The organism is Methylopila turkensis (assembly GCF_027922325.1).
GTDB lineage: Bacteria > Pseudomonadota > Alphaproteobacteria > Rhizobiales > Methylopilaceae > Methylopila > Methylopila turkensis.
This window is the reverse complement of sequence record NZ_BSFL01000001.1, coordinates 812,130-835,076: the sequence shown is the minus strand read 5'-3', so window position 1 is coordinate 835,076 and position 22,947 is coordinate 812,130. Positions and strand designations below refer to the sequence as shown.

The following is a 22,947-nucleotide window of genomic DNA, read 5'->3' as shown; positions in this document are numbered from 1 at the left end:
GGCGCCTCCTACAATTCGATGCCGTCGCCCGGATCGAGCGAGGCTTGGCGCGCGACCTGGCGCATCGTCTGCGTCATGCGGCTGAGGCGGGCGGCATCCTCGTCGACATCATCACGGGGATCGATCTCGAACTCGTTTTCGACGATCGGCTTTCGCTCGACGCTCTTGGTGCGGCTCAGTTCGGGCTGATGCCGTCGCTCGGAATCCGTCGGATCGTCATCGGCCACGTCATCCACTGCGACGGGCGTGTTCAGCACCGGTCGTTCGGGCAAAGCCAGCGTGCTCCAATCGTCTGCCCTTGCGCTCGCCGGTTTGGTCAGGCCGGGCGGCGTCAGGATGCGTTCCTGAAATCGGCGATCCTCATAGTAGCGGGCCTTCTTCGCGCGGATCGGCGGAATGCCGGCGACCATGACGATCTCGTCGGAGGGCGGGAGTTGCATGATCTCGCCGGGCGTCAGCAATTGCCGGGCGGTCTCCGAGCGCGACACCATCAAGTGGCCGAGCCAGGGCGAAAGCCGATGACCGGCATAGTTCTTCATCGCCTTCATCTCGGTGGCGGTGCCGAGTGCGTCGGACACGCGCTTGGCCGTCCGCTCGTCATTGGTCGCGAAGCTGACCCGGACGTGGCAGTTGTCGAGGATCGAGTTGTTCGGACCATAGGCCTTCTCGATCTGGTTCAGCGACTGGGCGATGAGAAAGGCCTTCAGGCCGTAACCCGCCATGAACGCCAGGGCGCTCTCGAAGAAGTCGAGGCGGCCGAGCGCGGGAAACTCGTCGAGCATGAGCAGCAGCCGATGGCGGTTGCCCTTGGCCTGCAGGTCCTCGGTGAGACGCCGGCCGACCTGATTGAGGATCAGGCGGATCAGCGGCTTGGTCCGGTTGATGTCGGACGGCGGCACCACGAGGTAGAGCGTAGTCGGATGCTTGCCGCCGACCATGTCGGCGATGCGCCAGTCGCAGCGGCGCGTCACCTCGGCGACAACGGGATCTCGGTAGAGCCCCAGGAACGACATCGCGGTCGAGAGCACGCCGGACCGCTCGTTGTCCGATTTGTTGAGCAGCTCCCGGGCCGCGCTGGCAATGACGGGATGAGGCCCGGCCTCGCCGAGATGGGCGGTCTTCATCATCGCCGCGAGCGTCGACTCGATCGGCCGCTTCGGATCGGACAGGAAAGCGCCGACACCCGCCAATGTCTTGTCGGCCTCGGCGTAGAGGACGTGCAGGATCGCGCCGACCAGAAGCGCGTGCGACGTCTTCTCCCAGTGGTTCCGCTTCTCCAGCGACCCCTCGGGGTCGACCAGGATGTCGGCGATGTTCTGCACGTCGCGGACTTCCCATTCGCCGCGGCGCACCTCGAGCAGCGGATTGTAGGCCGCCGACTTCGCGTTTGTGGGATCGAACAGCAGCACGCGGCCGTGCCGGGCGCGGTAGCCGGCGGTCAGCGTCCAGTTCTCGCCCTTGATATCGTGAACGATCGCCGAGCCCGGCCAGGTCAGGAGCGAGGGCACGACCAGGCCCACGCCCTTACCGGAACGCGTCGGCGCGAAGCACAGCACATGCTCCGGACCGTCATGGCGAAGATACTCGCGCTCATGCCTGCCGAGGACGACGCCGTCCGGACCGAGAAGGCCGGCGGCCTTCACCTCTTCCGGCCGCGCCCAGCGGGCCGAGCCGTAGGTCTCCACGTTCTTCGCTTCGCGTGCCCGCCACAAGGACATGCCAATGGCAACCGCGATGGAGATGAACCCGCCCGACGCGGCGATGTAGGCGCCCTCGACGAAGATCGGCGGGGCATATGCGTCGTAGAAATACCACCACCAGAAGAAGGCCGGCGGATAGTAGATCGGCCATCCGGCAAGCTCGAACCAGGGCTGCCCGAGCTGTGGCTGGAAGCCGAGCCGGTAGGCCGTCCATTGTGTCGCGCCCCAGGTCGTCATCAGCACGATCAGGAAGACTGTGAGGATCTGACCCCAGAGGATTTTCGTCGCCGACATGGCGGGCACTCCTTTCTTAAGTGGGCTACATGCCGAGGCCGCGATTGCGGCCGAAACTCCAGTCGACGCCGCCGGGGCCGCGCGAGACGCCTGAGACGTGCTGACCGAGCTGGCGTTCTAGGGACGGCGACCAGGGCACGAGTTGGAAGCCGAGGCCGTCGTCGATCATGGCGAAACGGCCGGAGGCTAGCGCGAAGCGCTGGCGGTAGGTGCCCGCCACATATTCGCCCGTTCCGGCCTTTGTGAACTGATGCCCGGTTTCGGCCGCGAGCTTCTCCCCGAGCGCCTCGACCTCGCGCCGGCGCAAGGTTTCGATTAGCCCCGGCGAGAAGCTGACGCCGCGCGACTGCCGCTCGGCGAGGCCCTGGCCGACGAGATGGTCGGCACGCCGGTCCATCGCCTGACGCACCTCCGCGCCGAAGCCGCCACCTCCGAGGGCGACGGGGTCGCGGGCGATCGCCTGCCGGTCGAGCCAGGTGGCGCCAGGCGCACTCACCTGCCGTTCGATGTCGAGATCGGAGCGGACGGCGAGCGCGACGCGGCGCCGACCCTGCGCGTCATCGAACTTGCGCAACTCGACGATCGAGTCTGGTGCGCTGTCGCCAGCGGCATCGAGGTCGGGCAGTTTGATGTGGTGGGTCCGCCCGTCCGTGCCGTCGACAACGGCATAGGCCGTACCTTTCAGTTCATCGTCGAGGCCGCGGTCCACCAGCCGACCGACAACAGGATCATCGAGGCTTTCGCCGGCGAGCACATAGCTCGCAGCGCCGCGCTCGATGCCGCGTTCGGTCAGGCCGCGATGAATGCGCTTGATGATATCGCCACGCTCGCTCAACGCGCGCAGCGTCGCCTCCGCATTCTCGGACACAACCCATTGGCCCGGTCCGATCTGATCGGCGAGGCCGAGCGTCTCCAGCTTGCGCAGCCGGCCGATTTTCATCGCGTGGACTTCGTCGGGCTGACGGTCCGGGTGCGGGGCGAGATCGACGACGCCGGTGCGATAGCTATCGCGGGCGAGTTGGCGATCGAGGTTTGTCCATCGCTCCGCCTCGATCTGCCGTTCGAGATTGCGGCGAATCTCGTGATCCGTGCGCGGTCCCAGCTCCTGGGTGACGAGGTCCTGCGCGCGGGCGCGCATGCCTTCCTTGATGTAGTCGCGGGAGATGACGAGGTCCTGGCCGTCGTCGGTGCGACCGCGCAGGATGATGTGGACGTGCGGATTGTCGGTGTTCCAGTGATCGACGCCGACCCAGTCGAGTTTGGTCCCCAGGTCCTTCTCCATCTGCCCCATCAGGTCGCGGGCATAGGTCTTGAGATCGGACATCTCGGTCGCGTCCTCGGGCGACACGATGAAGCGGAAGTGATGCCGGTCGTCCTGGGCGCGCCCGGCGAAGGCCTTCGGATCGGCGTCCTCGGACTCCGGCCCGAAGAGCCTGGCCTTCTCGCCATCCCTGGTGACGCCCTCGCGACGGAGATAGCTGAGGTGGGCGGACAGTGGCGCGGCCCGCGCCGTATGGCGGACGACGCGCGTCTTGATCACGGTGTTGCGTGATCGGCTGGTAAGCAGCCGGTTGGCCTGCACGGTCGCGCGCTGGCCGCGCCCGAACCGCGAGCGGTTGCCAGAGCTGATCTTGCCGGAGCGCGAGATGCTGCCGCCGGCGCGCTGGGCGGCCGCCAGCGCCTGGGCGATGAAGGGCCGGGCCTGCTGCGCCCGGGTCGAGCGGATGCGGCCGGGCCGGATCCGGAAATCGTCCTCGCCGGTCATGGCCGAGGCCCCGCACATCGCGCGAAGCCGAGGAAATTCCCCAATAAATCGCGAATGCGCAGGCTGCGCCGATCAGGCGCACCTCGCGCAAATGCGCCATAAGTCCCTGAAAAGACACGACCGCACCAAGGCGCACCTCGCCGGCTTTTATCTCGCCATCGTGCGGTTGTGCTGACTGCTCCTCCTCTCCGGGCCGCCATTTGCCCGCCAGAGCACGCCACAATGCGAACGGGTGCGAACGCGGTCATCGCGGGCCACCGGCGACATTGCGCGCGACGAAAAGGCCATCGGTGCGCGAAGCCCCCGGGCCTTGATCGCGCGGTGGGGCGGCTGCCGTGACGTCACCGGGAGCGCCTTCGGACTGCACGGGCGCGGCGGGTCCACTGCCAGCCGACTGCACGACGAAGAGCGGCGCCCGCGTCCAGGCGAGCGGATCGGCGGTTGCAACCACGACGGCGCTGGCGAGTTCACCGCCGCCGACAATGGGGGCGAGCGTCGAGACATAGGCGCGCGTCTCGGCCGGCAATGGGCGGCCGGCGAGATACTCTTCGTAGCGGCTGGGACCGGCGTTGTACGCCGCCAGGAAACCGGGCGATCCGTAGCGATCGTGCATGTCGCGCAGATACGCCGCGCCCGCCAGAATGTTGTCGCGTGGGTCGTAGGGATTTCCGCCGAGCTGATGGCGAACCCGCAGTTCGGCCCAAGTGGCGGGCATGATCTGCATCAGGCCCATCGCGCCCGCCGACGAGATGGCGCGCACGTCGCCGTCGCTTTCGACGCGCATGACGGCGCGAATCCACGCTTCGGGAACGCCGAACCTCTGCGCGGCCTCGGCGATGAAAGCGCCATAGGGATCATTGCGCGACGGCCGCTCGACGGGCGCTTGCTGTGCGCCGGCCGGGCTTGCCCCCGGCGCAGCGAGGATCAGGCCGGAAAGGAGAAGGAGGGCTGCACGTCGGAGGGTGATCCTCCGTCCGACGGCAGGCTGATGGCGCGCGGCGGGCATCGTTCAGTCCCGCTCGCCGCGCTTTGGCGGGCGATTCCAATGCAGGCCCCAGGCGGACTTGTCATCGGCCGACTGGAACAGGTTGGCGCGAATTGGATGTTCGAAGGTCGGATCGTCGAGCTGCAGCGAGACGTATTCGCCGGCCTTCTCGCTGGTGCGCTTCCAGCCCGCGCCGATCTCCGCGCCGGTCTCGTTGCTCATGGTGTCGAGCACATGGACGCGGTAGTCCGGCGCGTTCTCTGCATCGGACAGTTCGGCCGGGACGATGATGATGTCTTGGTGCAAGGACAGCGTCGTCAGGTGGCCGATGAAGCCGTCATTCTCGCGCATGAATTGACCGATCACGGGCATGGGTCGTCTCCTTCGGATTGCGGTGGACAGGGTCATGGGCGGGCCGTCACCGCGTCGGCGCGCGCCAGACGAAGCGGCCATCGCCGTCCTCGTCGGTGTAGAGAGGCGTGGCCCGGCCGATCACGGCGGCGGCCGGAAGCGGGCCGAAGTAGCGTCCGTCGAGGCTGTCGCGGACCTGCCAGTTCATCAGGAACAGTTCGCCGTTCGCGACCAACCGGCAGCCCTGCCAGATCGGGAGCGGGCGGCCGCGACGATCGCGGTCGAGGGCCTCGCCCATCGGCACGCCGTCGACGGTGATGGCGAGCCCGGCCCGACAGACCCGTTGGCCCGGTAGCGCCGCCACGCGCTTCAGCAGCGGCATGCCGCGCGGCAGATAGCCGCGGTCGGACAGGAAGGTGGCGAGTGGTTCGGGGGTATCCACCGCGACCAGATCGGTCACGGCGACCGGGCCGGGCTCGTCGATCGTATAGAAGCCGACCGGCGTGCTGGCGGACGCGTTCCAGATCAGGCGCGGCGCGAAGGAAGCGATCGAGGCGACGCCGAGAAGCGACACGGCCACGGCTGTGACGACGGCATAGGAGAGCCGGGTCATGCGCCGATCTCCCGGCGCATGAGGAAGGCGCGATGCTGCCGGAGGCCATAAGCGCGCGGCGTTTCGCCGACAGCCATCCGGTTGTGGACGTGGCGCCAATGGTCGGGCGAAACCTCGATCGGATCGATGCCGCGCGCCTCGATGGCGTCGATGAGGTGGAGCACGCGCTCAACCTTCGGCCAGCCATCGACATGCAGCAGAACCTCTGCGCCGGGCGTGACCGTCGGAATGGTCTGGCAGGGCGCGTCGCGCTCAACCGTGCGCAGGATGTCGATCCGCGAGACGACAGTGCCGTGCTCGTTCGCCGCCCAGCGCACGAGCGCGAGGACGCTGCCGGGAGGGAAGAAGAGGATGCGGCGGCGGCGGTCGAGGATCTGCTCGCGCCGCTCGCGGCCGAAGCGGACCCAGTGCTCGATCTGCTTCTCGATCCAGACGAGTTCGACCTGGGTGAGGTTATCCGGCGGCGTGTGAAGGGCGCGAGCGGCGCGCGTGGATGCGGCGGCAAGGCCGGTCATTGGGCGTCTCCTTGGGCTGGAGGGAATTCGCGCTCGAACAGCGCGCGCAGCATGTCGGCGACCGTCTGGCCGCGCTGGAAGGCCTCGATCTTGATCCGGCCGCGCATGTCGGCGGTCACGTCGATGGTCAGCCTGGCCGAGAAGTCATCGGCGGGCTCGGCGCGCTGCGTCTGGCGATCGGGCGCTTTGATCCAGCTCTCCGGATCGCCTGGCCGGGACGCGAAGCCGCGCCTGGGGGATCGTTCGCTCATGCGCCGAGCCTCGCGACTTCGGCCGCGAGCGCGGCGATCTCGCGTGCGCCCGGACAATCCCCGTCCTGCTCGGCGGCGATCCTGCCGGTCTGCACGACATCGGCGAAGACGATGCGCTGACCGATGGTGGTCGCGAGGAGCGGAGGGTCGTGGTCGGCGAGCGTCTCAGCGGTTTCGCGGGCGAGCACGGTGCGAGCCGCGCAGCGGTTCAGCACGAAACGGGCGGCAAGCTCTGGACGGTAGATGCGCGCTTCGCTGAGCAGCGCGAGCATTTCGGCCGAGGCCCAGCCATCGAGCGGCGACGGCTGCACCGGGATCAGCACGAGATCGGCGGCGAGCAGCGCCGACCGCATCAGGCTGGCGACGCGTGGCGGCCCATCGATGACGACGTGATCGACGTCACGCGCCAGTTCCGGCGCCTCGCGATGCAGGGTGTCGCGCGCCAGACCGACGACACCGAACAGCCGCTGCAACCCCTCCCGGCTGCGCTGCTGCGACCAGTCGAGCGCCGAACCCTGTGGGTCGGCGTCGATCAACGTGACGCGCTGCCCATGCCGAGCCCATTCACCGGCGAGATGCAGCGCCAGAGTCGTCTTGCCGACGCCGCCCTTCTGGTTGAGGAGCGCGACGATCATGACGGTCTCCCGGCGATCAGGGACTCGTCCACAGCGGCCGAAAAACGCGGTCGCGTTAGAAAGATTCCGTAGGAATCTAAGTTAGATAAGTTAGAGGGCTCGCAAGCTGCTGATTCAGCGCGAGGAATTGACGATTCCGGTCCCCGATAGCACGAGAGTGCGGTCCCCGATGGCACGATAGTGCCGGTCCCTGATAGCACGAGACTATTCACAGCTTATCCCCAGGGCGAGAGTTGGTCCGGCGACGACGGCGCGGGATGCCGAGGGCATCCGGGTCGGTCGGCACGAAGGAGAGGATTTCCGGTCCGCCGAGACACTGCTCGATGGTAAGGCGGTAGCCGGGAAGCGGCTGGCGACGGACGATGTCGCGCAGGTCGTAGGCGAAATGCTTGAGCGGCGAGAGGCTGCCGGACTTGGCGTGGAGGTGCGGGAAGTCGAAGCTCCAGCCGAACTCCTGTTTGCCGCCGTGCTTGCGCACGAGGCGATAGAGCCAGCGCTCCAGGCCGCCCGTCAGACCGAAATAATTGCGGTCGATCGTCAGCACGAGCGCGTCGTCGAGAACGGCGGCGTAGAACCAGTCCGGCACGATCAGCTCGAGGCCGAGCGGCCGGCCTTTGCCGTCGGCGCGCTCCTTCCACTCGTTGATCCAGGAGAAGCGGTGCAGCCGCCGCTCCGTCGGCTGGCGGATCGACGTCGCGATGGTGGTCGACTGAAGTCGGTCGAGCGCGGCCTTCAAACGGTCGTAATCACGCAGCGAAACGCCGCGGCCGATGAACTGCAGAATCTCGTAGGGCGTGGTCGCCATCAGACGCGACGGCCGCAATCCGTGGTCTCGTGCCTCGACGATCTGGGACGCAGCCCAGATCAGCACGTCGGCATCCCAGATGGTGGCCATGCCGTGCTCGGGGACGGCTTCGACACGGATGACGATGGAGCCGGTCTTGAAGTCGATCGGCGCCACCCGCTTGGACTTGCCAAGTGAGAAGAACGGGTACGCCATCAGGTCCTGCGCATCGCGCGGCGCAAGATCGCCGGGCAGCGCCCGGAAGAGATCCAGCTGCTCGCGTTCGCTGCTGTGATGGCGCGCCGACATGCCGGGACTCAGCGCGGGAAGCGGCCGGCGACCGCGGGGGAGACGGTCTGGCGCTTGGCCGGAAGAACGGTGCCGCCGCGCGGATCGGAGGTCGAGGTGACGAGACCGCGATCGGCCCAGGCTTGGAGGTCGTCGACGGAGTAAACGACGCGGCCGCCAAGCTTGCGATAGGTCGGGCCAGTTCCGTAGGTGCGGTGCTTTTCGAGGGTGCGCTCGGAAAGCCCGAGGAAGCGGGCTGCTTCCTGTGTTCTCAGGTAACGTGGCGGTAGATTGGCGGCTTTTTCGGCCATGATCGAACCTCCGTGGACTCGCGGGGGGCCGCTGCGAAGGAGCGGCGGGTTGCGAGCACGGTGGCGCGAGGACGGCGCCTACGGCAGGGACGAAGTTAGGAGATTATTTTCGATACCGAGCGCAGATCAGCGGGAGCGGCGCGGCCGGCGGAGAAGCGTGCGGTAGCCGCCGCGCACGTAAGACATGCCGTCGCGCACAAGACGAGCGATCGTTATCCGAACCGGGCTTTCGACCCACGTCGCGGCATCGTGCTTGAGGTTGGGAAAGATCTGTTCGGCGATCTTTCTGTAGCTCGCGCTCGCCAAGCGAGCGTCGAAAACGCGGAGCATCAGACGTGCCCGGTGACGGCGCTGCGGTGTGAGGCGGGGATCGGGCGGCACACGCTTTCCGAACATGGCCTGCCAAAGGCGTTCGATAGCGATCAGTCGGTCGAGCGTCAGTTCGTCGAACATGACGAACGCGCCTAGGGGACGACCGTGATCGGCATTGGCGAGGACGACGTCGTAGGGCTCACCCCGTAGCGAAAGCCGGATCAAAGCGCCATCATGCTCGAAAACAGCATGGGCCCGCAGGTCGTCAACGCGGACGCTGAGCTCTCCCGCCGGACTCGGCCCTGACGCGAATGGAAGCGTCGCCGGATCGGTTTGTGGGGTCCAGAATATCGGTTGGACAAGCCCGGATTTGCGAGGGTCGACGACGAAATCGCAACCCCCATTGCTCGGCGAATTCGTGCGCAACGTCCTCGGTCAGCCGGCCGATGGACACCAATTCCTGATAGGATTTTCTGTATTCTGGGTTACGACGCAGGAACTCCCAGGCAAGATCGCCGGGGGTTAAATTGTCGATATAGTCATAAGCGGCTTCGGACCGCCAACTGTCATCTTCGGACATCTCCACCGTCTCCGCGCAAGGTCTGCAACGCGAGTTTTGCCGTGGATACGATTCCCGGTTGAACAACGCGCGGGAAGAACAAAGTGGCCGCAACGTGATGCGGTTTGCGCATCACCTCAATGCAGGCGGCCCTGAAGAAGCTCGCAGAAGCCGCTTTTCGTCATCCATTTCGCGCGGTCGAGATGGCTGGTGTAGATGTGTAAGGCGCGCTTCGGATCGGCGCCTGCATCAAGGTTGAACAGCACCGCGACAACCTCGCGCCAGTCGGCGCCCTCACTTTCGGCGTCGAGCAGCCGGACGTAGTGCTTCAGGTGTGCGTGGTCATAGGCCGTGAGCGCCGCCCCGGTAGGCGGCTGATCAAGAAAGTCGTCTTTGGTCACAACATCCCCCGATCGCGAGATGTATCCAATCTGGAGGAAACTGTTAACGATGATTTTATCGGAAGGATGACGCAAGGCCCTGCTGCGGGAGGTCGAGCCAACGCGGCGAGCTGTTGACCGTCAGGTTTCCTTCTTTGCATCGACGAGCAGCACTCCCTTGCCCTGATCGGAGTTCAGGAAGACGATGCCGGCGCGCTCGAAGGCCCTTCTCACCTCATCGCGCGTACTCTCAAAGACCTCGAGACCATTGGTGGATTCGAGGCGCTTGAGCGCGGTCAATGAGACCCGGGCCCGGTCAGCGAGCGTCTCCTGTGTCCAACCCAGCAACGCACGCGCGGCCCGAAATTGTCGGGCGGTGATCACGCATGATCACCTCCCACACGGACCTACGCACACGCCAAAACTACGACTATAATAGTCGTTCTTAGTGGGATTTTCTAGCCAGAAGTAGCTGTTCGGGCTCTGTGCGATCGATAAAGGCCGTAACTGATTCGGTCGGCCGGCTGTCATAACCGAAGGCCCCGGCCTTTCGGCCGGGGCCTTGCGCGGAGCCTCAGTCGCCGCGCCGCCCGTTGGGGCGGGACCAGATCAGCGAGAAGGTGTCTTCGCCTTCGTCGTCGAAGAGGTTGGCGTAGATCGGGGCGTTGAAGCTCGGATCGTCGAGCTTGAGGCCCAGATAATCGCGGCCTTCGTTGGAGCGCTTGGACCAGGCGGCGCCGATCTCGGCGCGGCCGACCAGGACTCGGTGGCTGGGGGCGTTCTCTCCGGTGGCGCGCTGGTCGGGGACGATGCGAACGCCCTTCTGCTGGACGCTCAGGGTGACGATTTCGCCGGTGAACTCGTTCGAGCCGGTCTTCTTGAAGGTACCGATGGTCGCCATTGTAAGTCTCCGTTTTCCGTTCCCGAGCCCGCACCATTGCGGCCTCGATGGCGATCGGCAGGCCGGAGGCGATCGACGGCGCACCCCGCAGGGGCTTGATAGCTAAGGAGGGCTTTCTTGTTTCGCGAGGAATGGCGGCGCAGCCGGCAGGGGAAGAAAGTTTGACGCGGCTGTTGCGTCATAGGCGATCGAGGCGAAGCCGGCCTTCGGCCAGATCAGGCCATTGAAGAGGCCGTATGGAGCGGTCGAGGCACGGGCAGGTAACGGAGAAGATGGCGGCCATCCCGCAACGGCAAACCGGCCGCATGGCGGTTCACCGGCTTCGTCTCCTCCCGCCAAGCTGACGCTGCTGCATCTTGGCTTCCCGCCGCCACGATGGAGATCGCCGCGCCCGATGTCCGGTGCTCGCCAAGGCACGGCTCAGCTCCCACAGCGCTGCAGAGAGGACCGCCTTTCCGGACTAGCGTCGATCCGTGCCCATACGCGCGCCCATCGCTCTACATGAGACGACGGGAGAGACCACAACGACTGGCCTGATCCTCCTAACGGCGACGACGACGATCAGGCCCGCGCGAGATCCCGGTCGGACGGGGCCGGAGCCGCCCCCATTCCAGCGACCCGCACGAACGCGGTGATGCCGACCGCAACCGCGCCGATGACGGAGAACGCGATTTGCCAAGCGTCGGACGGCATGAGGTGCCTCACGATGCCATGGGTGGCATGGAAGCCGGCGATTGCCGCCGGGACGACGAAGGCAGCGGCGACGATCAGCTTGAGCCACATGGGCCGGACGAAGGTGAGCAGCAGATGACCGGCCGCCAGCGTGATGGCGGCCGCGGCAGTGCCGACAAGGACCGCGCCGGCAATCCCGGCGCCCGTGCCGTGGGCCCAAGCCCCTGCGGTCACGCCGACGAACGCCGGCAGCGCGAAGATAGCCAGCGTGAACAGCAGCCAGCAGAACAGGCCGATGGCAGTGAGGGATGCGAGTATTGGGAGGATGATCATGGTGGTAGCCTCCGTGAGAAAAGTCTGACGGTCGCGCCTCCACCACCACCACGGCGCGTTCGAACTATAGCCGAAAATCGGCTGCGTCGGGAGCGGAAATCGCGTGGGATTTCCGCCAGGCGACGCCAGTTCGCCCCTGCTATGGGGCGAACGGATCGATCTCGTGGACGATCGCGGCCATATCGCCGTCATACTCGCTGGCGGGGGTCACCGAGAGGGTGCCGTCGCCGGCCTGAAAGATGATGATGGCGGCCATCAGGGTGGTGGCGAGACTGAAGGCGAAGGCGTGGGCGTCGTTGAGAGACATCGATCCGGCTCCTGTTTGAGCGGAGGACCATCCCCCGCTGACAGGCGCCCGAAGTGTCGGGCTGAGCGCTGCAATCACCGCGCAGGCGCAGCCGAAGCGGCGGCATGCTCGCATAGCCGACCCTTTACGGGTTGATGGCGTCAGGCGATCAGTCTGACCAAGGATCAGCGCAGATAAGCGGGGGGTGGTTTTCGCATCAGGAGCCGCGGTGATACCGGGAAAACGTCAGTCGAGTTCAATGGTCTTGCCACGGTCCTTTTCGAGCCGGTTCAAGTATTTGTTCAGGCTGATCGTGACGAAGTGCTCGGTGTGAGCGACAGCTTCCAGGAAGTCGGCGATCTCGTTGACGGGGACGGCCATCGTCCACAGGTGCCGGATGACGAGACGTTCGGGCTCCTCCTTCACTGCGAGGGTGAGGCGAACGATGTCCGACGCGTCGGTGTGTGCGGCGATTGAGTTGCGCAGGCCGATGAGGCGTTCGTGGACCTGCTTTCCGTCGTCTGATCCCTCGTAGACCTTCTTTGCATCGAGCATCGGAATTCCCGATCCCGACGATGCATAGCAGCGGCAGTAGGCCATGATCCCGGCGACGAAGAACGCTTGCTGGCGCAGCGAATTTTCCATTTCGCCGAGTTCGACCGGGTGGTCACGCACCCACTCGAAGTTGGTCCGCGCGTTGACCAGGTGCATCAGCATGTGCGTCCATGACGAAAGACGCTCAAATCCGGGGGGATTGAGCGTGAAGCCCTCCGCGACGACAGGTGCCATATGGGTTTTGTATTCGTCGTCCGTGATTGTGCTCATCGCATCCCCGCTGTCTGTTCAGTGACTTAAGTAGAAACATTGCGCATTGCGATCCAGCGTTTCAGCCGTCTTGCCGGCAGGCGGCGCTCACGCGCCGCCGAACTTCCAGACCGGGATGCCGAGCTTCTTGGCCTTGTCGGCGAGGTTGTCGTTGATGCCGGTGCCGGGGAAGTGCATCACGCCCTTGGGCAGGATTTCCAGCATCTCGTCGTTGCGCTTGAAGGGCGCTGCGCGGCCGTGCTTGTTCCAGTCCGGTGCGAAGCCGATCTGCGGCACGTTGCGGGTTGTGGCCCAAAGGGATGCGATCTTCTCGGCGCCCTTCGGCGACTTGCCGTGGATCAGCACCATGTCCGGGTGTTTTTCGTGGACCTGATCGAGCTTAGCCCAGATCAGGCGGTGATCGTTGAAATCGAGCCCGCCGGTGACAAGGATCTTCGGACCAGCGGGAAGAAGGATCGTCTGCTCGGCGCGCCGCTTCGCTGCCAGGAAATCGCGGCTGTCGATCATCGCCGAGGTGAGATTGCGGTGGTTGACCCTTGATCCGCTTCGCGGAAGCCAAGTTTTGCCGACGTGGCGTTCGTAATGTTCGGCTGCCTGATCGCGCATCAGCTCGAAGGCGTTCTGACGTTCGATGAGGGTCTGGCCCTCGGCGATGTGGCGCTCGAGTTCGACCGCCTTCACCTCGCTGCCGTCTTGTTCGCGCTGCCCGCGGCGTTGCGCCTGCTCGTTGTCGTCGAGTTCGCGCGCGATCCGGTCGGTGGCGCGATGAAAGACGTTGACCGTGGACCAGAGGAGATCGTCGAGGTCGGGTTCGAGGCGAGTGTCCTTCAGCGTCCCGATCAGGGCGTCGAAGATGTCGGCGATGGCGCCTGCGACAGCATTGCCATCCGGCAGGAGCCGCTGGTCTGGCTCATCCTCGAAAGGACGGTAGCCGTGGAGCTGAAGCTCGGTGAGGACATGGTCGGTGGGTGATGAGGCGTGGTGCGGTTCGAAGTCGTCGTGCTCGCTCATGGGATGCTCCGTCGGTTGGACCGCGACCGTCGCGGCCTTCATGGCGACGAAGCTGGCGGACGGGCCGGCCCTGCACCCGGAGCGCAGCGGTGGGCCGGAGCGCCAGCGGAGGATGGCGAAGACCGGCGATTTTGCCTCGCGATGGAAAGGCGCGGGACGCGCCGCCGGAAAATCGTCGGCCGCAGCCATTGCCGGGCCGGCCCGTTTGCTGGCCGATCGCCCTCTCGAAGGCCGAGGCGCGGTCCCGCTCCGATGGTTGTTGCATCCGCGATCATGACGACGCACCGCCATTCCCGCTCTCGCGTGCCGGGCTATGCCGCCAGCGCCATGAACCTTGCGACGTCCTGAGGTGCGATCTGCGTCCGCGACTGCTGCCGGAGATGCTCAATGCCGAGGGTGCGCAGATCCTCGTTGAAGTCGCCGAGCGCCGGCGAGATGACGATCGCCTCGATCCCGACGACGTTGGCCCGTTCGATCAGGCTGTCACGCGCACCGTCGCCGGCCGGATCATTGTCGCGCACGATGTAGAGCCGTCGCAGCGTATCGGGGAACAGGATGGCGGCGAGATGTGCTGCCGAGAGGGCCGCCAGCATCGGCATGTCGGGAAGCGCCTGTCGGAGCGACAGGACGGTCTCGATGCCTTCGCCGGCCGCCATGACCTCGCCACCGATGCCGAAGCGGACCGCGTTGCCGAGCAGGTCGCCCATCGCTCGCCTCGGCGTATCGATCGGCGCCTTGTCCCGCGATCGGGGATCCAGCCAAGTCCGGTGCGCGCCCGTGATCTTGCCGTCGAGATCGGTAACGGCGGCGATCATGGCCGGCCATGTCTCAGTCGGCGCGTGCTCGTCGGGCCGATAATAGCAGCGTGGATGGAAGCGAAGGTTTCCGGTTCCGCGTAAATCCGTAATGCCGCGTTCCCGTAAATACGCTTGCACGATTGTGCCCGTAATCGGCTGCGCCATGCCGATGAGACGTCGCGCTGCTTCCGGCGAGCCGCTTGGTGCTGGCCGTTGACGCTCCTGAAATCGTGGCTCCGGCTCGGGGGATGGCATGCTCAGGAAGGTCCTGGCTTCGTCGGCCACGTCCTTGAAGTCGATCAGGCCGCAGCTTTCCCGGATGACATCGAGGAGATCGCCATGTTCACCGGTGGCGGCGTCGGTCCATTTACCCGCGACGCCCTTCGGGGAATCCTTGAGCCGGACATACATCGAGCGGCCGGGTGTGTTGCGCACATCACCGACCAGCCAGTAGCGGCCCTCGCGGCGCCCGCTCGACAGATAGTGGCGGCACACCGCCTCAGCCTGCAGGCCGAGACTGTGTGCGAGATCAGAAGCATTCTGGCGGGTCATCACGCACCCTTCCGCTCGGAGATGCGCGCGACGGGGAAGGTGTCGAGCAGCTTGGCGAGGATGGCGGGCCCTGATGCGTCGACGGGCACGAAGAAGCGCAGCTTCCACGAGATGATCTCGCTGAACAGGCCATAGGCGCGCAGTCGATCGCGCATCGCGTCGGTAAAGCCGGACAGTTCGATGCGGTTGATCCCCATCACGCGGGCGCGGCGCAACTGCATGCCCTCGGCGAGGTCGAGGATCGTGGCTCCGTCGATCAGCGCCGTGAAGGCGGCATCCGGGGTGAGCGTGCTGGCGCCCATCGCGCTGGCGTTCGCAGCCCAAGCGGGCGAGACGCGGCGACCGATGATGCGCTCGCCGGCATCGGTCTGGAGCCGATAGACCCGCGTCGACTCGTTGGGCAGCCGTTTCCAGATCGGCAACAGCAGGCCAGAGACGATATGGATCGTGCTGTCGGAGAAGTCCGGCACGTCGTTTAGTTCCGCCCACCACGCTGAGGCGAAGGCGGCGTGATCGGCTTCCTCCCAATGGCTCTCTTCCATCATGCGCTGGGGCGCATAGTGCTGCTCCATCGGCCGGATCAGGCAGACGCGCCGCTCGATCTCGCCATCGTCGAGCATCATCGACGGTGCGGGAATCTGCACGGCGGCGCGCCCAGAGCGGCCGTTGACTAAAAGCCGCGCCCGCGGATCGGAGAGATGGTCGAGAGCGTCGGCCAGGCTGGTCGGGCGGTTGCGCTCGCGCCGCGTGATGGTGAGCAGCCGCGTCTCGGCGCCGGTGCCCGGATGGGTGTGGATCACTTGGCTGTCCGTGACGATGAAGCTCTCGGCCTGCAGCGTTTCCAATCCGACATCATAGACGCCGCTCCGGATCGCACCCTCGATTTTAGCGGTAAGGAGCTGCTCGAACGCCGTGAAGAGCACGCCCTGCAGATCGATGGTCAGCGCCAGAAGCCTGTTGAGGAAGGTGGTGATCGGCGGGAGCTCGTCCTTGATACCGTTGTCGTCCATCAGCTTCAGGCCGGTGGCGGACTCGAAACGGTCGAGCGAGCACCCTTCGACCTTGCCGCGCACAAGCAGAAGATAGAGCTGGCGCAGCGCATCGCGCGCATAGTGCGACTCCAGATTGTCTTCGGGTCGGAACAGCCCCTGTCCGCCGGTTTGGCGCTGGCCGCGCGTGATGGCGCCCAGCGTGTCGAGCCGACGCGCGATGGTCGAGAGGAAGCGCTTCTCGGCCTTCACGTCGGTTGCGATCGGCCGGAAGAGTGGAGGCTGCGCTTGGTTCGTTCGGTTGGTGCGGCCGAGCCCCTGGATCGCGGCGTCGGCCTTCCAGCCCGGCTCGAGCAGATAGTGGACGCGCAGGCGCTGGTTCCGCGCCGCGAGATCGGCGTGATAGCTGCGGCCGGTGCCGCCGGCGTCAGAGAAGACGAGTACGCGCCTCTGGTCATCCATGAATGCGGCAGCTTCCGCAAGATTGGCGGAGGCGGCCCTGTTCTCCACGGCAAGGCGGTCGCCCTTGCGGACCACGCGGCGCGAGCGACCCGTCACCTCGGCCACCATGTCGGTGCCAAAACGCTGGACGATCTGGTCGAGCGCGCCGGGAACGGGGGTCAGTGATGCCAGCCGTTCGATCAGCTCGTCCCGGCGGGCGACCGCTTCCCGGCTCTCGGCGGGCTGACCGTCCCGGTAGACCGGACGCGACGACAGATTGCCTTCGCTGTCCGTGAACGGCTCGTAGAGCTGAACCGGGAAGGAATGGGCGAGGTAATCCAGGACATATTCTCTGGGGGTGATGTCCACCCGGACGTCGTTCCAGTCCTCGGTTGGGATCTCGGCGAGACGCCGTTCCATCAGCGCTTCGCCGGTCGAGACGATCTGGATCACAGCCGAATGGCCATCGGCGAGGTCCTGCTCGATCGAACGGACCAACGTCGGGGTCTTCATGCTGGTGAGCAGATGGCCGAAGAAGCGCTGCTTGGCGCTCTCGAATGCCGAGCGTGCGGCGGACTTCGCCTGCCGGTTCAGGGTGCCGCTATCGCCGGTGATGTTGGCGGCCTGCATCGCCGCGTCGAGATGATTGTGGATGATGGCGAAGGCGCCGGCATAGGCATCGTAGATGCGGGTCTGCTCGGGCGTAAGCTGGTGTTCGAGCAATTCATACTCGACGCCGTCGTAGGACAGCGATCGTGAAGTGTAGAGGCCAAGTGAGCGCAGATCGCGCGCCAGCACTTCCATGGCTGCGACACCGCCATTCTCGACGGCCTCCACGAACTCAGCCCGGTTGGCGAACGGGAAATCCTCGCCGCCCCAGAGGCCGAGCCGCTGGGCATAGGCGAGATTGTGGACGGTGGTCGCGCCGGTTGCGGAGACGTAGACGACGCGCGCGTTCGGCAAGGCGTGCTGGAGGCGCAAGCCCGCACGGCCCTGCTGCGAAGGGGCGACATCGCCCCGTTCTCCCTTGCCGCCACCGGCGTTTTGCATGGCGTGGCTTTCGTCGAAAATAATCACTCCGTCGAAATCGGAGCCCAACCATTCGACGATCTGCTTGACCCGCGAAAGCTTACTCCCGCGGTCGTCGGACCGTAGCGTGGCGTAGGTGGTGAATAGGACGCCTTCCGTGAGACGGATCGCCGTGCCTTGCGGGAAGCGCGACAGCGGCGTGACCAGCAGCCGCTCCATGCCGAGTGCGGACCAATCGCGCTGGGCGTCCTCCAGCAGCTTGTCCGACTTGGATATCCAGACCGCCTTGCGCCGGCCTTGGAGCCAGTTGTCGAGGATAATCCCGGCCGACTGGCGGCCCTTGCCGGCGCCGGTGCCATCGCCGAGCATGAAGCCCTTGCGGAAACGGACGGAATTTTTCGCGTCGCCCGGCGCAGCCGAGACCAGATCGTAGGTCTCATCCACGGTCCAGGCGCCGGCGAGATACTCGCCATGAGCCTCACCGGCGTAGATCACCGTCTCGAGCTGGGCGTCGGACAGCACGCCATCGCTGACAATGTTGGTAGGGAGCAGCGGCCGATAGCTGGGCTTCGGCGGCGCGACCGACGCCATGGCGGCCGATTGCACCAGCTTGGTGGGATGCGGCTGCGCGTCCGGGATGCGGATCGACTGGAGCGCGTAGGTCTCGTAGATCGAGTCCGACAAGCGGCCGCCCTCGGGCGGCGTCCAGTCGATCGTCTCGTAGTGAAGAGGCGCGCCTTCGGACTGGGCGATGTGGCGCACAGGCGCTGCGGACGCGGCCCGGGCGAGATTGCCGCGCCCGGTGCGCGGCGCGACCACTGTGTTCTCGATCGTGGGCAGCGATACCGACAACCGGGCCGGCACCTGCTGGTCGATCCATGCGAGCAGGGTCGCGACGTCGGGCGCGAGGCCGCGAGAGTCCGGGAAGCGGGTGGCTTCCTCGGCCGGCGCCTTGTCGATGACGGTCAGGCGCGTCTCGATGGTCGTGCCGTGCTTGGCATAGACCGAGCCCGCGACGGCAGCCGTGAACACGACACGCCCCCGTTCCTGTAGGCGAATGAAGGCGTCGCGCCACGCAGGGGCATCGGGCGAGAAGTTCGCGCCGGTGATCGCGACCAGGCGGCCGCCATCGGCAAGGCGCGCCAGTGCCGAGGCGACATGGCGATAGGCGGCATCGGCCACCCGACCGGTGACGTTCGCCATCACCGAGAACGGCGGGTTCATGATGATGACGCTGGGAACGGCCGCCCGATCGAGATGGTCATCGATCTGCGCGGCGTCGAAGCGCGTGACTGGGATGGACGGAAAGAGAGAAGCGAGCAGATCGGCGCGGGTCTTGGCAAACTCGTTGAGGATGAGCGCGGAGCCGGTGATCTCGGCGAGGACGGCGAGTAGGCCGGTGCCGGCCGAAGGCTCCAGCACGCGGTCGGCCGGGGTCAGCGACGCCGCGGTCAGGGCGGCGAGACCGAGCTGAACCGGCGTCGAGAATTGTTGGAAAGCCTGCGCTTCCTCGGAGCGACGCGTGTGCGTCGGCAGAAGGTGGACGATCTTGGTCAGTCCGGAAAGGCGTGAAGCCGGCGAAGCGGCTTTGCGGAAAAGCGCCTTTCCGTATTTGCGCAGGAAGAGGACCGTCGCGACCTCGCAGGCGTCATAGGCCGTCTTCCAGTCCCAGGCGCCGGCAGCGTCCGACGCGCCGAAGGCTACTTCCATGGCCGCGCGAAGCGTTCCGGCATCGACCGGTCGGCCTCGCTCAAGATGAGGGAGGAGATGCTTGGCGGCGGCCAGCACGGCGGCGGCGGGGGGCGTCGTCTCAGGCGCGAAGGGGCGCGAGACCGCCGGGGCGGCGGCCGGAAGTGGAGCGTAAAGCATGATGGAGACCTCGGAGAGCTGAGACAGGACGAGCCCGCCCGGCGCTCTCTCTCAACCGGACGGGCTCAAACCCGTCCCGGCCAACCTCTCACTCTGCCGCGGGCGAAGCCCGTGCCATCGCTGCACCTTCCGGCGGCGGCGATCTGACGCTAAACTTTCCTGAGAAAAGAAGCCGCGGCTCCTCAGCTCACTGGAGTTCGCCGTGACGGGTGAGAAAGAGGCAGGCGAGATGAAGGGAAGCGCGATCGGCATCATTGCGGCGGGTTGCTTGGCGGTCGGGTTTGGCAAGGGGTTTGTCCTCCGGCCTGTGATTGCGCCGGTATCCGCGTCGCCGGCTGTCGCGGCCGGGGTCCCGCAGCCGACCGAGGACGAGGCAACGGCGGCGGTCCGGCGTCACCGCCTGTTCACGGGACCGCTGACCAATGCGACGCTGAAGCTCGGCGACTGTTCGCCCGGCGGCGTCGGGCCAGGCGTCACCTGCATGACGCAGATCGTGATGGATTCGACGAAGCCGAACGCGACGCCGCAAAACCGGCCGATCGGCTTTGCGCGCGTCAACGGCCAGTGGGAGGTCGCGGTTTGGTAGACTGCAGAGCTGATCTCTAAACCAGACTTGCGTGACGCCGAAGCTTGAAACGGCTGCGTGCGAACTCCATATCCTAAGCGATTCAGGGTCGCCGCAAATAACGCGGCATTGAGAAGAACCGCCTGCAGCAAGAGCTGTAGTAGCTGAACTGCCCGGTCAACGGGCCGCCGCTGATCTGTCCCGCGCTTGCGCGGGCGGGTCTCGGCTGTGCGGTTCACCGATCCCGTAAACACCATTGAACCGCTTCACTAGCGAAGGAGGTTCTGATGGCTCAAATCCTGAAATTTCCATCTAAGAAGATTGAACCGGTCACCATCAGGTCCCGGCTAAAGCATCGCATCTCTGTCGAAATTCTCGACGACGTGCGGCCCAGGCGCACGCGCTGGATCGTGCAATTCGAGATCCAGGAGGCTGCGGGTTACGACGCCTTGAAGGGGTTCAAGGATGCTGCGGTTGCCGTCGGATATCGTCACCGCTTTTGGGTGAGCGGGACGCATCCCTTGCGGCAGTTCCTAGCGGAGACGGCTGGACTTGTCGCAACTGGGAAGGTCGCCCTCTGGGTTGACGGTGTGCGAGTGCAGCCGCGCATTAAGCGCAGCGCATAAAAAAAGGGCTGGAGCGCGCTCGTCGCTCCAGCCCTTAGCTCACTCGGCCGCTACCAGGTGGCGTTCGTCGTCTTCGCCATCGGCCGTGATTTCCGCGTCGTCGTCGGCGAGGAAGTCGGGCAGCTCAGCCCCTTCGTCCTTGCCGCTGGCGTCGGTGTCTGGTGTGGCCGCCTCGGGCTCAGCGACCAGGCGCAACGGCTCCGGCAACCAGCCGGTGTCCGCCAGCAGGCGTTCTGCCTCCTTGGCCATATCGCCCTTCTTCAGATGGTCTATGAGCTGCGCGGCCTGTTCGCCGGCGCCTTCGCGGACTGCCTGAAGGATGCGGGGCTTGGTGACGCGGCCCAGATAGTTGCCGACAGTCGGACGCCAACCGACGTCCACCATGTCGAGGCCGGTGGCGCGCGCCAGTCGGTCCGCCTGGCCGAGCCGCATGTCGAGGCCATGCTGCGAGACGCCGTTGCCGCCGTAAGGGTTCGGCTTTTCGTAGAGCGCGTTGACGCCGTAGCTCACGCAATGCGCCAGGAGCGCCATGCGGCTGGCGTCATCGAGCGTCGCCAACCAGTCCCAGAGCGCTTCGTCCTCGGCGGGAATGTCGCCCGCCCAGGCCTCGTGACGACCGTGCACTGCGCGAGCAGACGGGCTGTCCTTCAAAGCATCGTCCTGAACCGGGAAGAAGACGTGGCTGACGGAGGCCTCCATTGCGCCCTTGTACATGCGGTGCTGGAAGGCGTCGGAGACCAGCTTGTGCAGGAGCGCGGTCATGGCGACGTGCGGATTGTCGGCCAGCGCATTGCGCAGCGCCAGCGTGCGATGGGCCGTCAGCTCGGTGACGAGGCGATCCGGCAACGGCTTGATTGCATCGTCCTCGTCGTCCTCCGGCTCGACGGGCTGGCCGCCGATCGTGATGACGGCCCGCTGCACGACCGGTTCGGCCGGATCGCCGCCGGCTTCCACGCCAATTTCGCCCTCGCGGACGATCGGCGCTTCATCCTCGCAACGGACATAGCCGCGATCGATGTCGAGACTACCGTCATGGGCGATGCTGATGAAGACGCCCGCGTGGGCGATATCATCGGTCTCGTAACGGACCGGTCGCGCCTCGAGGGCGGCGAGCGCCGTCTCGATCTCACCGAGCCGTTGGTCGACCTCGTCCGGCAACTCGTCGGCGTCCTGATATTCGGCCTCGATCTTCTGTTGTTCGGCGATGAGCGCGTCGATCGTTGCCTGTTCTTCGGCGGTCAGGTCGAGGGCCTCGCCCTGCAGTTCGCGCAGGCCGCGCGTCGCGTCATAGGGGAAGCTGACAGCGACCTCTACCCACTTCCAGCCTTCGGCGGCTACCTCGTCGGCCGTGGCCTTCAGCTTCTCAGCGGCCAAGCGGTCGAGCAGCGCCGGATCCTGCAGCCAGCCGCCATCGTCGGTCTGGAAAAGATCGCGCATGGTGACGCCGCCGGCGGCCTCGTACGCCTCGATGCCGACGAAGATGGCGCGCTTGTCCGAGGCGCGCACTGTGGTCTCGGTGAGCATGCGCCGGATCTGATAGGGCTCCTTAGACCAAGCGTCCTTGATCGCATCCCAGACCTGTTCCTGACGGGCGTGATCGGGCGACACCGTGAAGGCCATCAGTTGCTCCAGCGTCATACCGTCTTCGGCATAGACGTCGAGCAACGCCGACGAGACAGATGCTAGGCGGAGTCGCTGTTTCACGACGGCGACCTGCACGAAGAATGCGGCTGCGATCTCCTCCTCGGTCATGCCCTTGGCGCGCATGTTCTGGAAGGCCCGGAACTGGTCGAGGGGATGGAGCGGAGCGCGCTCGATATTCTCGGCCAACGACACTTCCTCGGGGAGGATCGCGCCGTGGCGCTCACGCACAACGCAGGGCACGGGCGCAGTCTTGGCGAGGCACTTCTGTTTCACCAGCATCCCAAGCGCGCGAAAGCGGCGGCCGCCGGCGGGCACTTCGAACATGCCGGTCGCAACGCCCTCGGCATCGACTACGGGGAATACACTGAGGCTCTGGATCAGGCCGCGTCGGGCAATCGAGGCCGCTAGGTCCTCGATCGAGACGCCGGCCTTCACGCGCCGGACGTTGGACTGGCTCAGGACCAGCTTGTTGAAGGGGATGTCGCGCGAGGACGACAGGACGATCTTCTGAATTGCAGTAGCCATCGGGGTTACTCCGCGACGGGCGGTCGAGAGACTCTCTCTCAACCTCCAACCCGTCACGGAGCGAAGCGCTGCCCTCTTCCTCTAAAGGGGGCAGCGCCACGGACCGGTGGACCGGAGAGAAACGAAAGCGCAAAGCCGG

General features: G+C 65.9%; 24 protein-coding genes. 2 read left to right on the top strand and 22 right to left on the bottom strand.

Going from position 1 to position 22,947, the window contains the following annotated elements:
- Positions 1-8: 8 nt before the first annotated feature.
- From PKE78_RS03900 to PKE78_RS03800, 21 genes are all read right to left on the bottom strand, one after another.
- Positions 9-1,994, bottom strand: a complete 1,986-nt coding sequence (locus PKE78_RS03900; protein WP_271199527.1) for a conjugal transfer protein TraG — start codon at positions 1,992-1,994, stop codon at positions 9-11.
- A gap of 25 nt (positions 1,995-2,019) precedes the next feature.
- Positions 2,020-3,759, bottom strand: a complete 1,740-nt coding sequence (locus PKE78_RS03895) for a relaxase/mobilization nuclease domain-containing protein (RefSeq protein WP_271199526.1) — start codon at positions 3,757-3,759, stop codon at positions 2,020-2,022.
- Between the two features lie 244 nt (positions 3,760-4,003).
- A complete protein-coding gene (locus PKE78_RS03890; protein ID WP_271199525.1) occupies positions 4,004-4,765 on the bottom strand; it encodes a lytic transglycosylase domain-containing protein in 762 nt (253 codons plus the stop codon).
- 3 nt (positions 4,766-4,768) lie between these two features.
- Positions 4,769-5,116, bottom strand: a complete 348-nt coding sequence (locus PKE78_RS03885) for a DUF736 domain-containing protein (RefSeq protein ID WP_271200061.1) — start codon at positions 5,114-5,116, stop codon at positions 4,769-4,771.
- 46 nt (positions 5,117-5,162) lie between these two features.
- Positions 5,163-5,708, bottom strand: a complete 546-nt coding sequence (locus tag PKE78_RS03880; RefSeq protein WP_271199524.1) for a S26 family signal peptidase — start codon at positions 5,706-5,708, stop codon at positions 5,163-5,165.
- Complete coding sequence (locus PKE78_RS03875; protein ID WP_271199523.1) at positions 5,705-6,223, bottom strand: DUF2840 domain-containing protein; 519 nt, start codon at positions 6,221-6,223, stop codon at positions 5,705-5,707. Before PKE78_RS03875 ends, PKE78_RS03880 begins: the two co-directional genes overlap by 4 nt.
- Positions 6,220-6,474 carry a hypothetical protein gene (locus PKE78_RS03870; protein ID WP_271199522.1) on the bottom strand — a complete coding sequence of 85 codons (255 nt, stop codon included), beginning with the start codon at positions 6,472-6,474 and terminating at the stop codon, positions 6,220-6,222. Before PKE78_RS03870 ends, PKE78_RS03875 begins: the two co-directional genes overlap by 4 nt.
- Positions 6,471-7,109 (bottom strand): ParA family partition ATPase, encoded by a 639-nt coding sequence (parA, locus tag PKE78_RS03865; RefSeq protein WP_271199521.1) that lies wholly within the window; start codon positions 7,107-7,109, stop codon positions 6,471-6,473. The genes PKE78_RS03870 and parA overlap by 4 nt, the downstream gene beginning before the upstream one ends.
- A gap of 208 nt (positions 7,110-7,317) precedes the next feature.
- Positions 7,318-8,202: a replication initiator protein A gene (locus PKE78_RS03860; protein ID WP_271199520.1), complete on the bottom strand. Its 885-nt coding sequence runs from the start codon at positions 8,200-8,202 to the stop codon at positions 7,318-7,320.
- 8 nt (positions 8,203-8,210) lie between these two features.
- Positions 8,211-8,492, bottom strand: coding sequence for a helix-turn-helix transcriptional regulator (locus PKE78_RS03855; protein WP_271199519.1), 282 nt, complete (start codon positions 8,490-8,492; stop codon positions 8,211-8,213).
- Positions 8,493-8,618: 126 nt separating this feature from the next.
- The gene (locus PKE78_RS03850; protein WP_271199518.1) at positions 8,619-8,945 is read right to left on the bottom strand and encodes a DUF2285 domain-containing protein; all 327 of its coding nucleotides are present in this window, start codon (positions 8,943-8,945) and stop codon (positions 8,619-8,621) included.
- A 124-nt stretch (positions 8,946-9,069) separates the two neighbouring features.
- Positions 9,070-9,384 carry a transcriptional regulator domain-containing protein gene (locus PKE78_RS03845; protein ID WP_271199517.1) on the bottom strand — a complete coding sequence of 105 codons (315 nt, stop codon included), beginning with the start codon at positions 9,382-9,384 and terminating at the stop codon, positions 9,070-9,072.
- A 116-nt stretch (positions 9,385-9,500) separates the two neighbouring features.
- Complete coding sequence (locus PKE78_RS03840) at positions 9,501-9,764, bottom strand: DNA -binding domain-containing protein (protein ID WP_271199516.1); 264 nt, start codon at positions 9,762-9,764, stop codon at positions 9,501-9,503.
- 120 nt (positions 9,765-9,884) lie between these two features.
- Positions 9,885-10,127 (bottom strand): helix-turn-helix domain-containing protein, encoded by a 243-nt coding sequence (locus tag PKE78_RS03835; protein ID WP_271199515.1) that lies wholly within the window; start codon positions 10,125-10,127, stop codon positions 9,885-9,887.
- Positions 10,128-10,317: 190 nt separating this feature from the next.
- Positions 10,318-10,644 carry a DUF736 domain-containing protein gene (locus PKE78_RS03830; RefSeq protein ID WP_271199514.1) on the bottom strand — a complete coding sequence of 109 codons (327 nt, stop codon included), beginning with the start codon at positions 10,642-10,644 and terminating at the stop codon, positions 10,318-10,320.
- A gap of 561 nt (positions 10,645-11,205) precedes the next feature.
- On the bottom strand, positions 11,206-11,649 hold the full coding sequence (locus PKE78_RS03825) for a hypothetical protein (RefSeq protein WP_271199513.1): 444 nt from the start codon (positions 11,647-11,649) through the stop codon (positions 11,206-11,208).
- A 139-nt stretch (positions 11,650-11,788) separates the two neighbouring features.
- Positions 11,789-11,956 carry a hypothetical protein gene (locus PKE78_RS03820; RefSeq protein WP_164714525.1) on the bottom strand — a complete coding sequence of 56 codons (168 nt, stop codon included), beginning with the start codon at positions 11,954-11,956 and terminating at the stop codon, positions 11,789-11,791.
- Between the two features lie 225 nt (positions 11,957-12,181).
- Positions 12,182-12,760 carry a hypothetical protein gene (locus PKE78_RS03815; protein WP_271199512.1) on the bottom strand — a complete coding sequence of 193 codons (579 nt, stop codon included), beginning with the start codon at positions 12,758-12,760 and terminating at the stop codon, positions 12,182-12,184.
- Positions 12,761-12,847: 87 nt separating this feature from the next.
- Complete coding sequence (locus PKE78_RS03810) at positions 12,848-13,771, bottom strand: DUF2493 domain-containing protein (protein ID WP_271200060.1); 924 nt, start codon at positions 13,769-13,771, stop codon at positions 12,848-12,850.
- A 311-nt stretch (positions 13,772-14,082) separates the two neighbouring features.
- Entirely contained in the window at positions 14,083-15,120 is a 1,038-nt protein-coding gene (locus PKE78_RS03805) for a DUF7146 domain-containing protein (RefSeq protein ID WP_271199511.1), read from the bottom strand.
- Positions 15,120-19,448: a strawberry notch family protein gene (locus PKE78_RS03800; RefSeq protein ID WP_271199510.1), complete on the bottom strand. Its 4,329-nt coding sequence runs from the start codon at positions 19,446-19,448 to the stop codon at positions 15,120-15,122. The genes PKE78_RS03805 and PKE78_RS03800 overlap by 1 nt, the downstream gene beginning before the upstream one ends.
- A gap of 202 nt (positions 19,449-19,650) precedes the next feature.
- Here PKE78_RS03800 and PKE78_RS03795 point away from each other — a divergent pair, with 202 nt between their 5' ends.
- Together PKE78_RS03795 and PKE78_RS03790 are read left to right on the top strand one after the other, a co-directional pair.
- Positions 19,651-20,034: a hypothetical protein gene (locus tag PKE78_RS03795; protein ID WP_271199509.1), complete on the top strand. Its 384-nt coding sequence runs from the start codon at positions 19,651-19,653 to the stop codon at positions 20,032-20,034.
- Positions 20,035-20,300: 266 nt separating this feature from the next.
- Positions 20,301-20,639 (top strand): hypothetical protein, encoded by a 339-nt coding sequence (locus PKE78_RS03790; protein ID WP_271199508.1) that lies wholly within the window; start codon positions 20,301-20,303, stop codon positions 20,637-20,639.
- 39 nt (positions 20,640-20,678) lie between these two features.
- Here PKE78_RS03790 and PKE78_RS03785 read toward each other — a convergent pair whose 3' ends face one another.
- Positions 20,679-22,808 carry a ParB/RepB/Spo0J family partition protein gene (locus tag PKE78_RS03785; protein ID WP_271199507.1) on the bottom strand — a complete coding sequence of 710 codons (2,130 nt, stop codon included), beginning with the start codon at positions 22,806-22,808 and terminating at the stop codon, positions 20,679-20,681.
- Positions 22,809-22,947: the final 139 nt, after the last annotated feature.

Bases quoted from the DNA above. Each gene is read 5' to 3' on its own strand.
- PKE78_RS03900 (WP_271199527.1), bottom strand. From the start codon at position 1,994: ATGTCGGCGACGAAAATCCTCTGGGGTCAGATCCTCACAGTCTTCCTG.
- PKE78_RS03895 (WP_271199526.1), bottom strand. From the start codon at position 3,759: ATGACCGGCGAGGACGATTTCCGGATCCGGCCCGGCCGCATCCGCTCG.
- PKE78_RS03890 (WP_271199525.1), bottom strand. From the start codon at position 4,765: ATGCCCGCCGCGCGCCATCAGCCTGCCGTCGGACGGAGGATCACCCTC.
- PKE78_RS03885 (WP_271200061.1), bottom strand. From the start codon at position 5,116: ATGCCCGTGATCGGTCAATTCATGCGCGAGAATGACGGCTTCATCGGC.
- PKE78_RS03880 (WP_271199524.1), bottom strand. From the start codon at position 5,708: ATGACCCGGCTCTCCTATGCCGTCGTCACAGCCGTGGCCGTGTCGCTT.
- PKE78_RS03875 (WP_271199523.1), bottom strand. From the start codon at position 6,223: ATGACCGGCCTTGCCGCCGCATCCACGCGCGCCGCTCGCGCCCTTCAC.
- PKE78_RS03870 (WP_271199522.1), bottom strand. From the start codon at position 6,474: ATGAGCGAACGATCCCCCAGGCGCGGCTTCGCGTCCCGGCCAGGCGAT.
- parA (WP_271199521.1), bottom strand. From the start codon at position 7,109: ATGATCGTCGCGCTCCTCAACCAGAAGGGCGGCGTCGGCAAGACGACT.
- PKE78_RS03860 (WP_271199520.1), bottom strand. From the start codon at position 8,202: ATGTCGGCGCGCCATCACAGCAGCGAACGCGAGCAGCTGGATCTCTTC.
- PKE78_RS03855 (WP_271199519.1), bottom strand. From the start codon at position 8,492: ATGGCCGAAAAAGCCGCCAATCTACCGCCACGTTACCTGAGAACACAG.
- PKE78_RS03850 (WP_271199518.1), bottom strand. From the start codon at position 8,945: ATGTTCGACGAACTGACGCTCGACCGACTGATCGCTATCGAACGCCTT.
- PKE78_RS03845 (WP_271199517.1), bottom strand. From the start codon at position 9,384: ATGTCCGAAGATGACAGTTGGCGGTCCGAAGCCGCTTATGACTATATC.
- PKE78_RS03830 (WP_271199514.1), bottom strand. From the start codon at position 10,644: ATGGCGACCATCGGTACCTTCAAGAAGACCGGCTCGAACGAGTTCACC.
- PKE78_RS03825 (WP_271199513.1), bottom strand. From the start codon at position 11,649: ATGATCATCCTCCCAATACTCGCATCCCTCACTGCCATCGGCCTGTTC.
- PKE78_RS03820 (WP_164714525.1), bottom strand. From the start codon at position 11,956: ATGTCTCTCAACGACGCCCACGCCTTCGCCTTCAGTCTCGCCACCACC.
- PKE78_RS03815 (WP_271199512.1), bottom strand. From the start codon at position 12,760: ATGAGCACAATCACGGACGACGAATACAAAACCCATATGGCACCTGTC.
- PKE78_RS03810 (WP_271200060.1), bottom strand. From the start codon at position 13,771: ATGAGCGAGCACGACGACTTCGAACCGCACCACGCCTCATCACCCACC.
- PKE78_RS03805 (WP_271199511.1), bottom strand. From the start codon at position 15,120: ATGACCCGCCAGAATGCTTCTGATCTCGCACACAGTCTCGGCCTGCAG.
- PKE78_RS03800 (WP_271199510.1), bottom strand. From the start codon at position 19,448: ATGCTTTACGCTCCACTTCCGGCCGCCGCCCCGGCGGTCTCGCGCCCC.
- PKE78_RS03790 (WP_271199508.1), top strand. From the start codon at position 20,301: ATGGCTCAAATCCTGAAATTTCCATCTAAGAAGATTGAACCGGTCACC.
- PKE78_RS03785 (WP_271199507.1), bottom strand. From the start codon at position 22,808: ATGGCTACTGCAATTCAGAAGATCGTCCTGTCGTCCTCGCGCGACATC.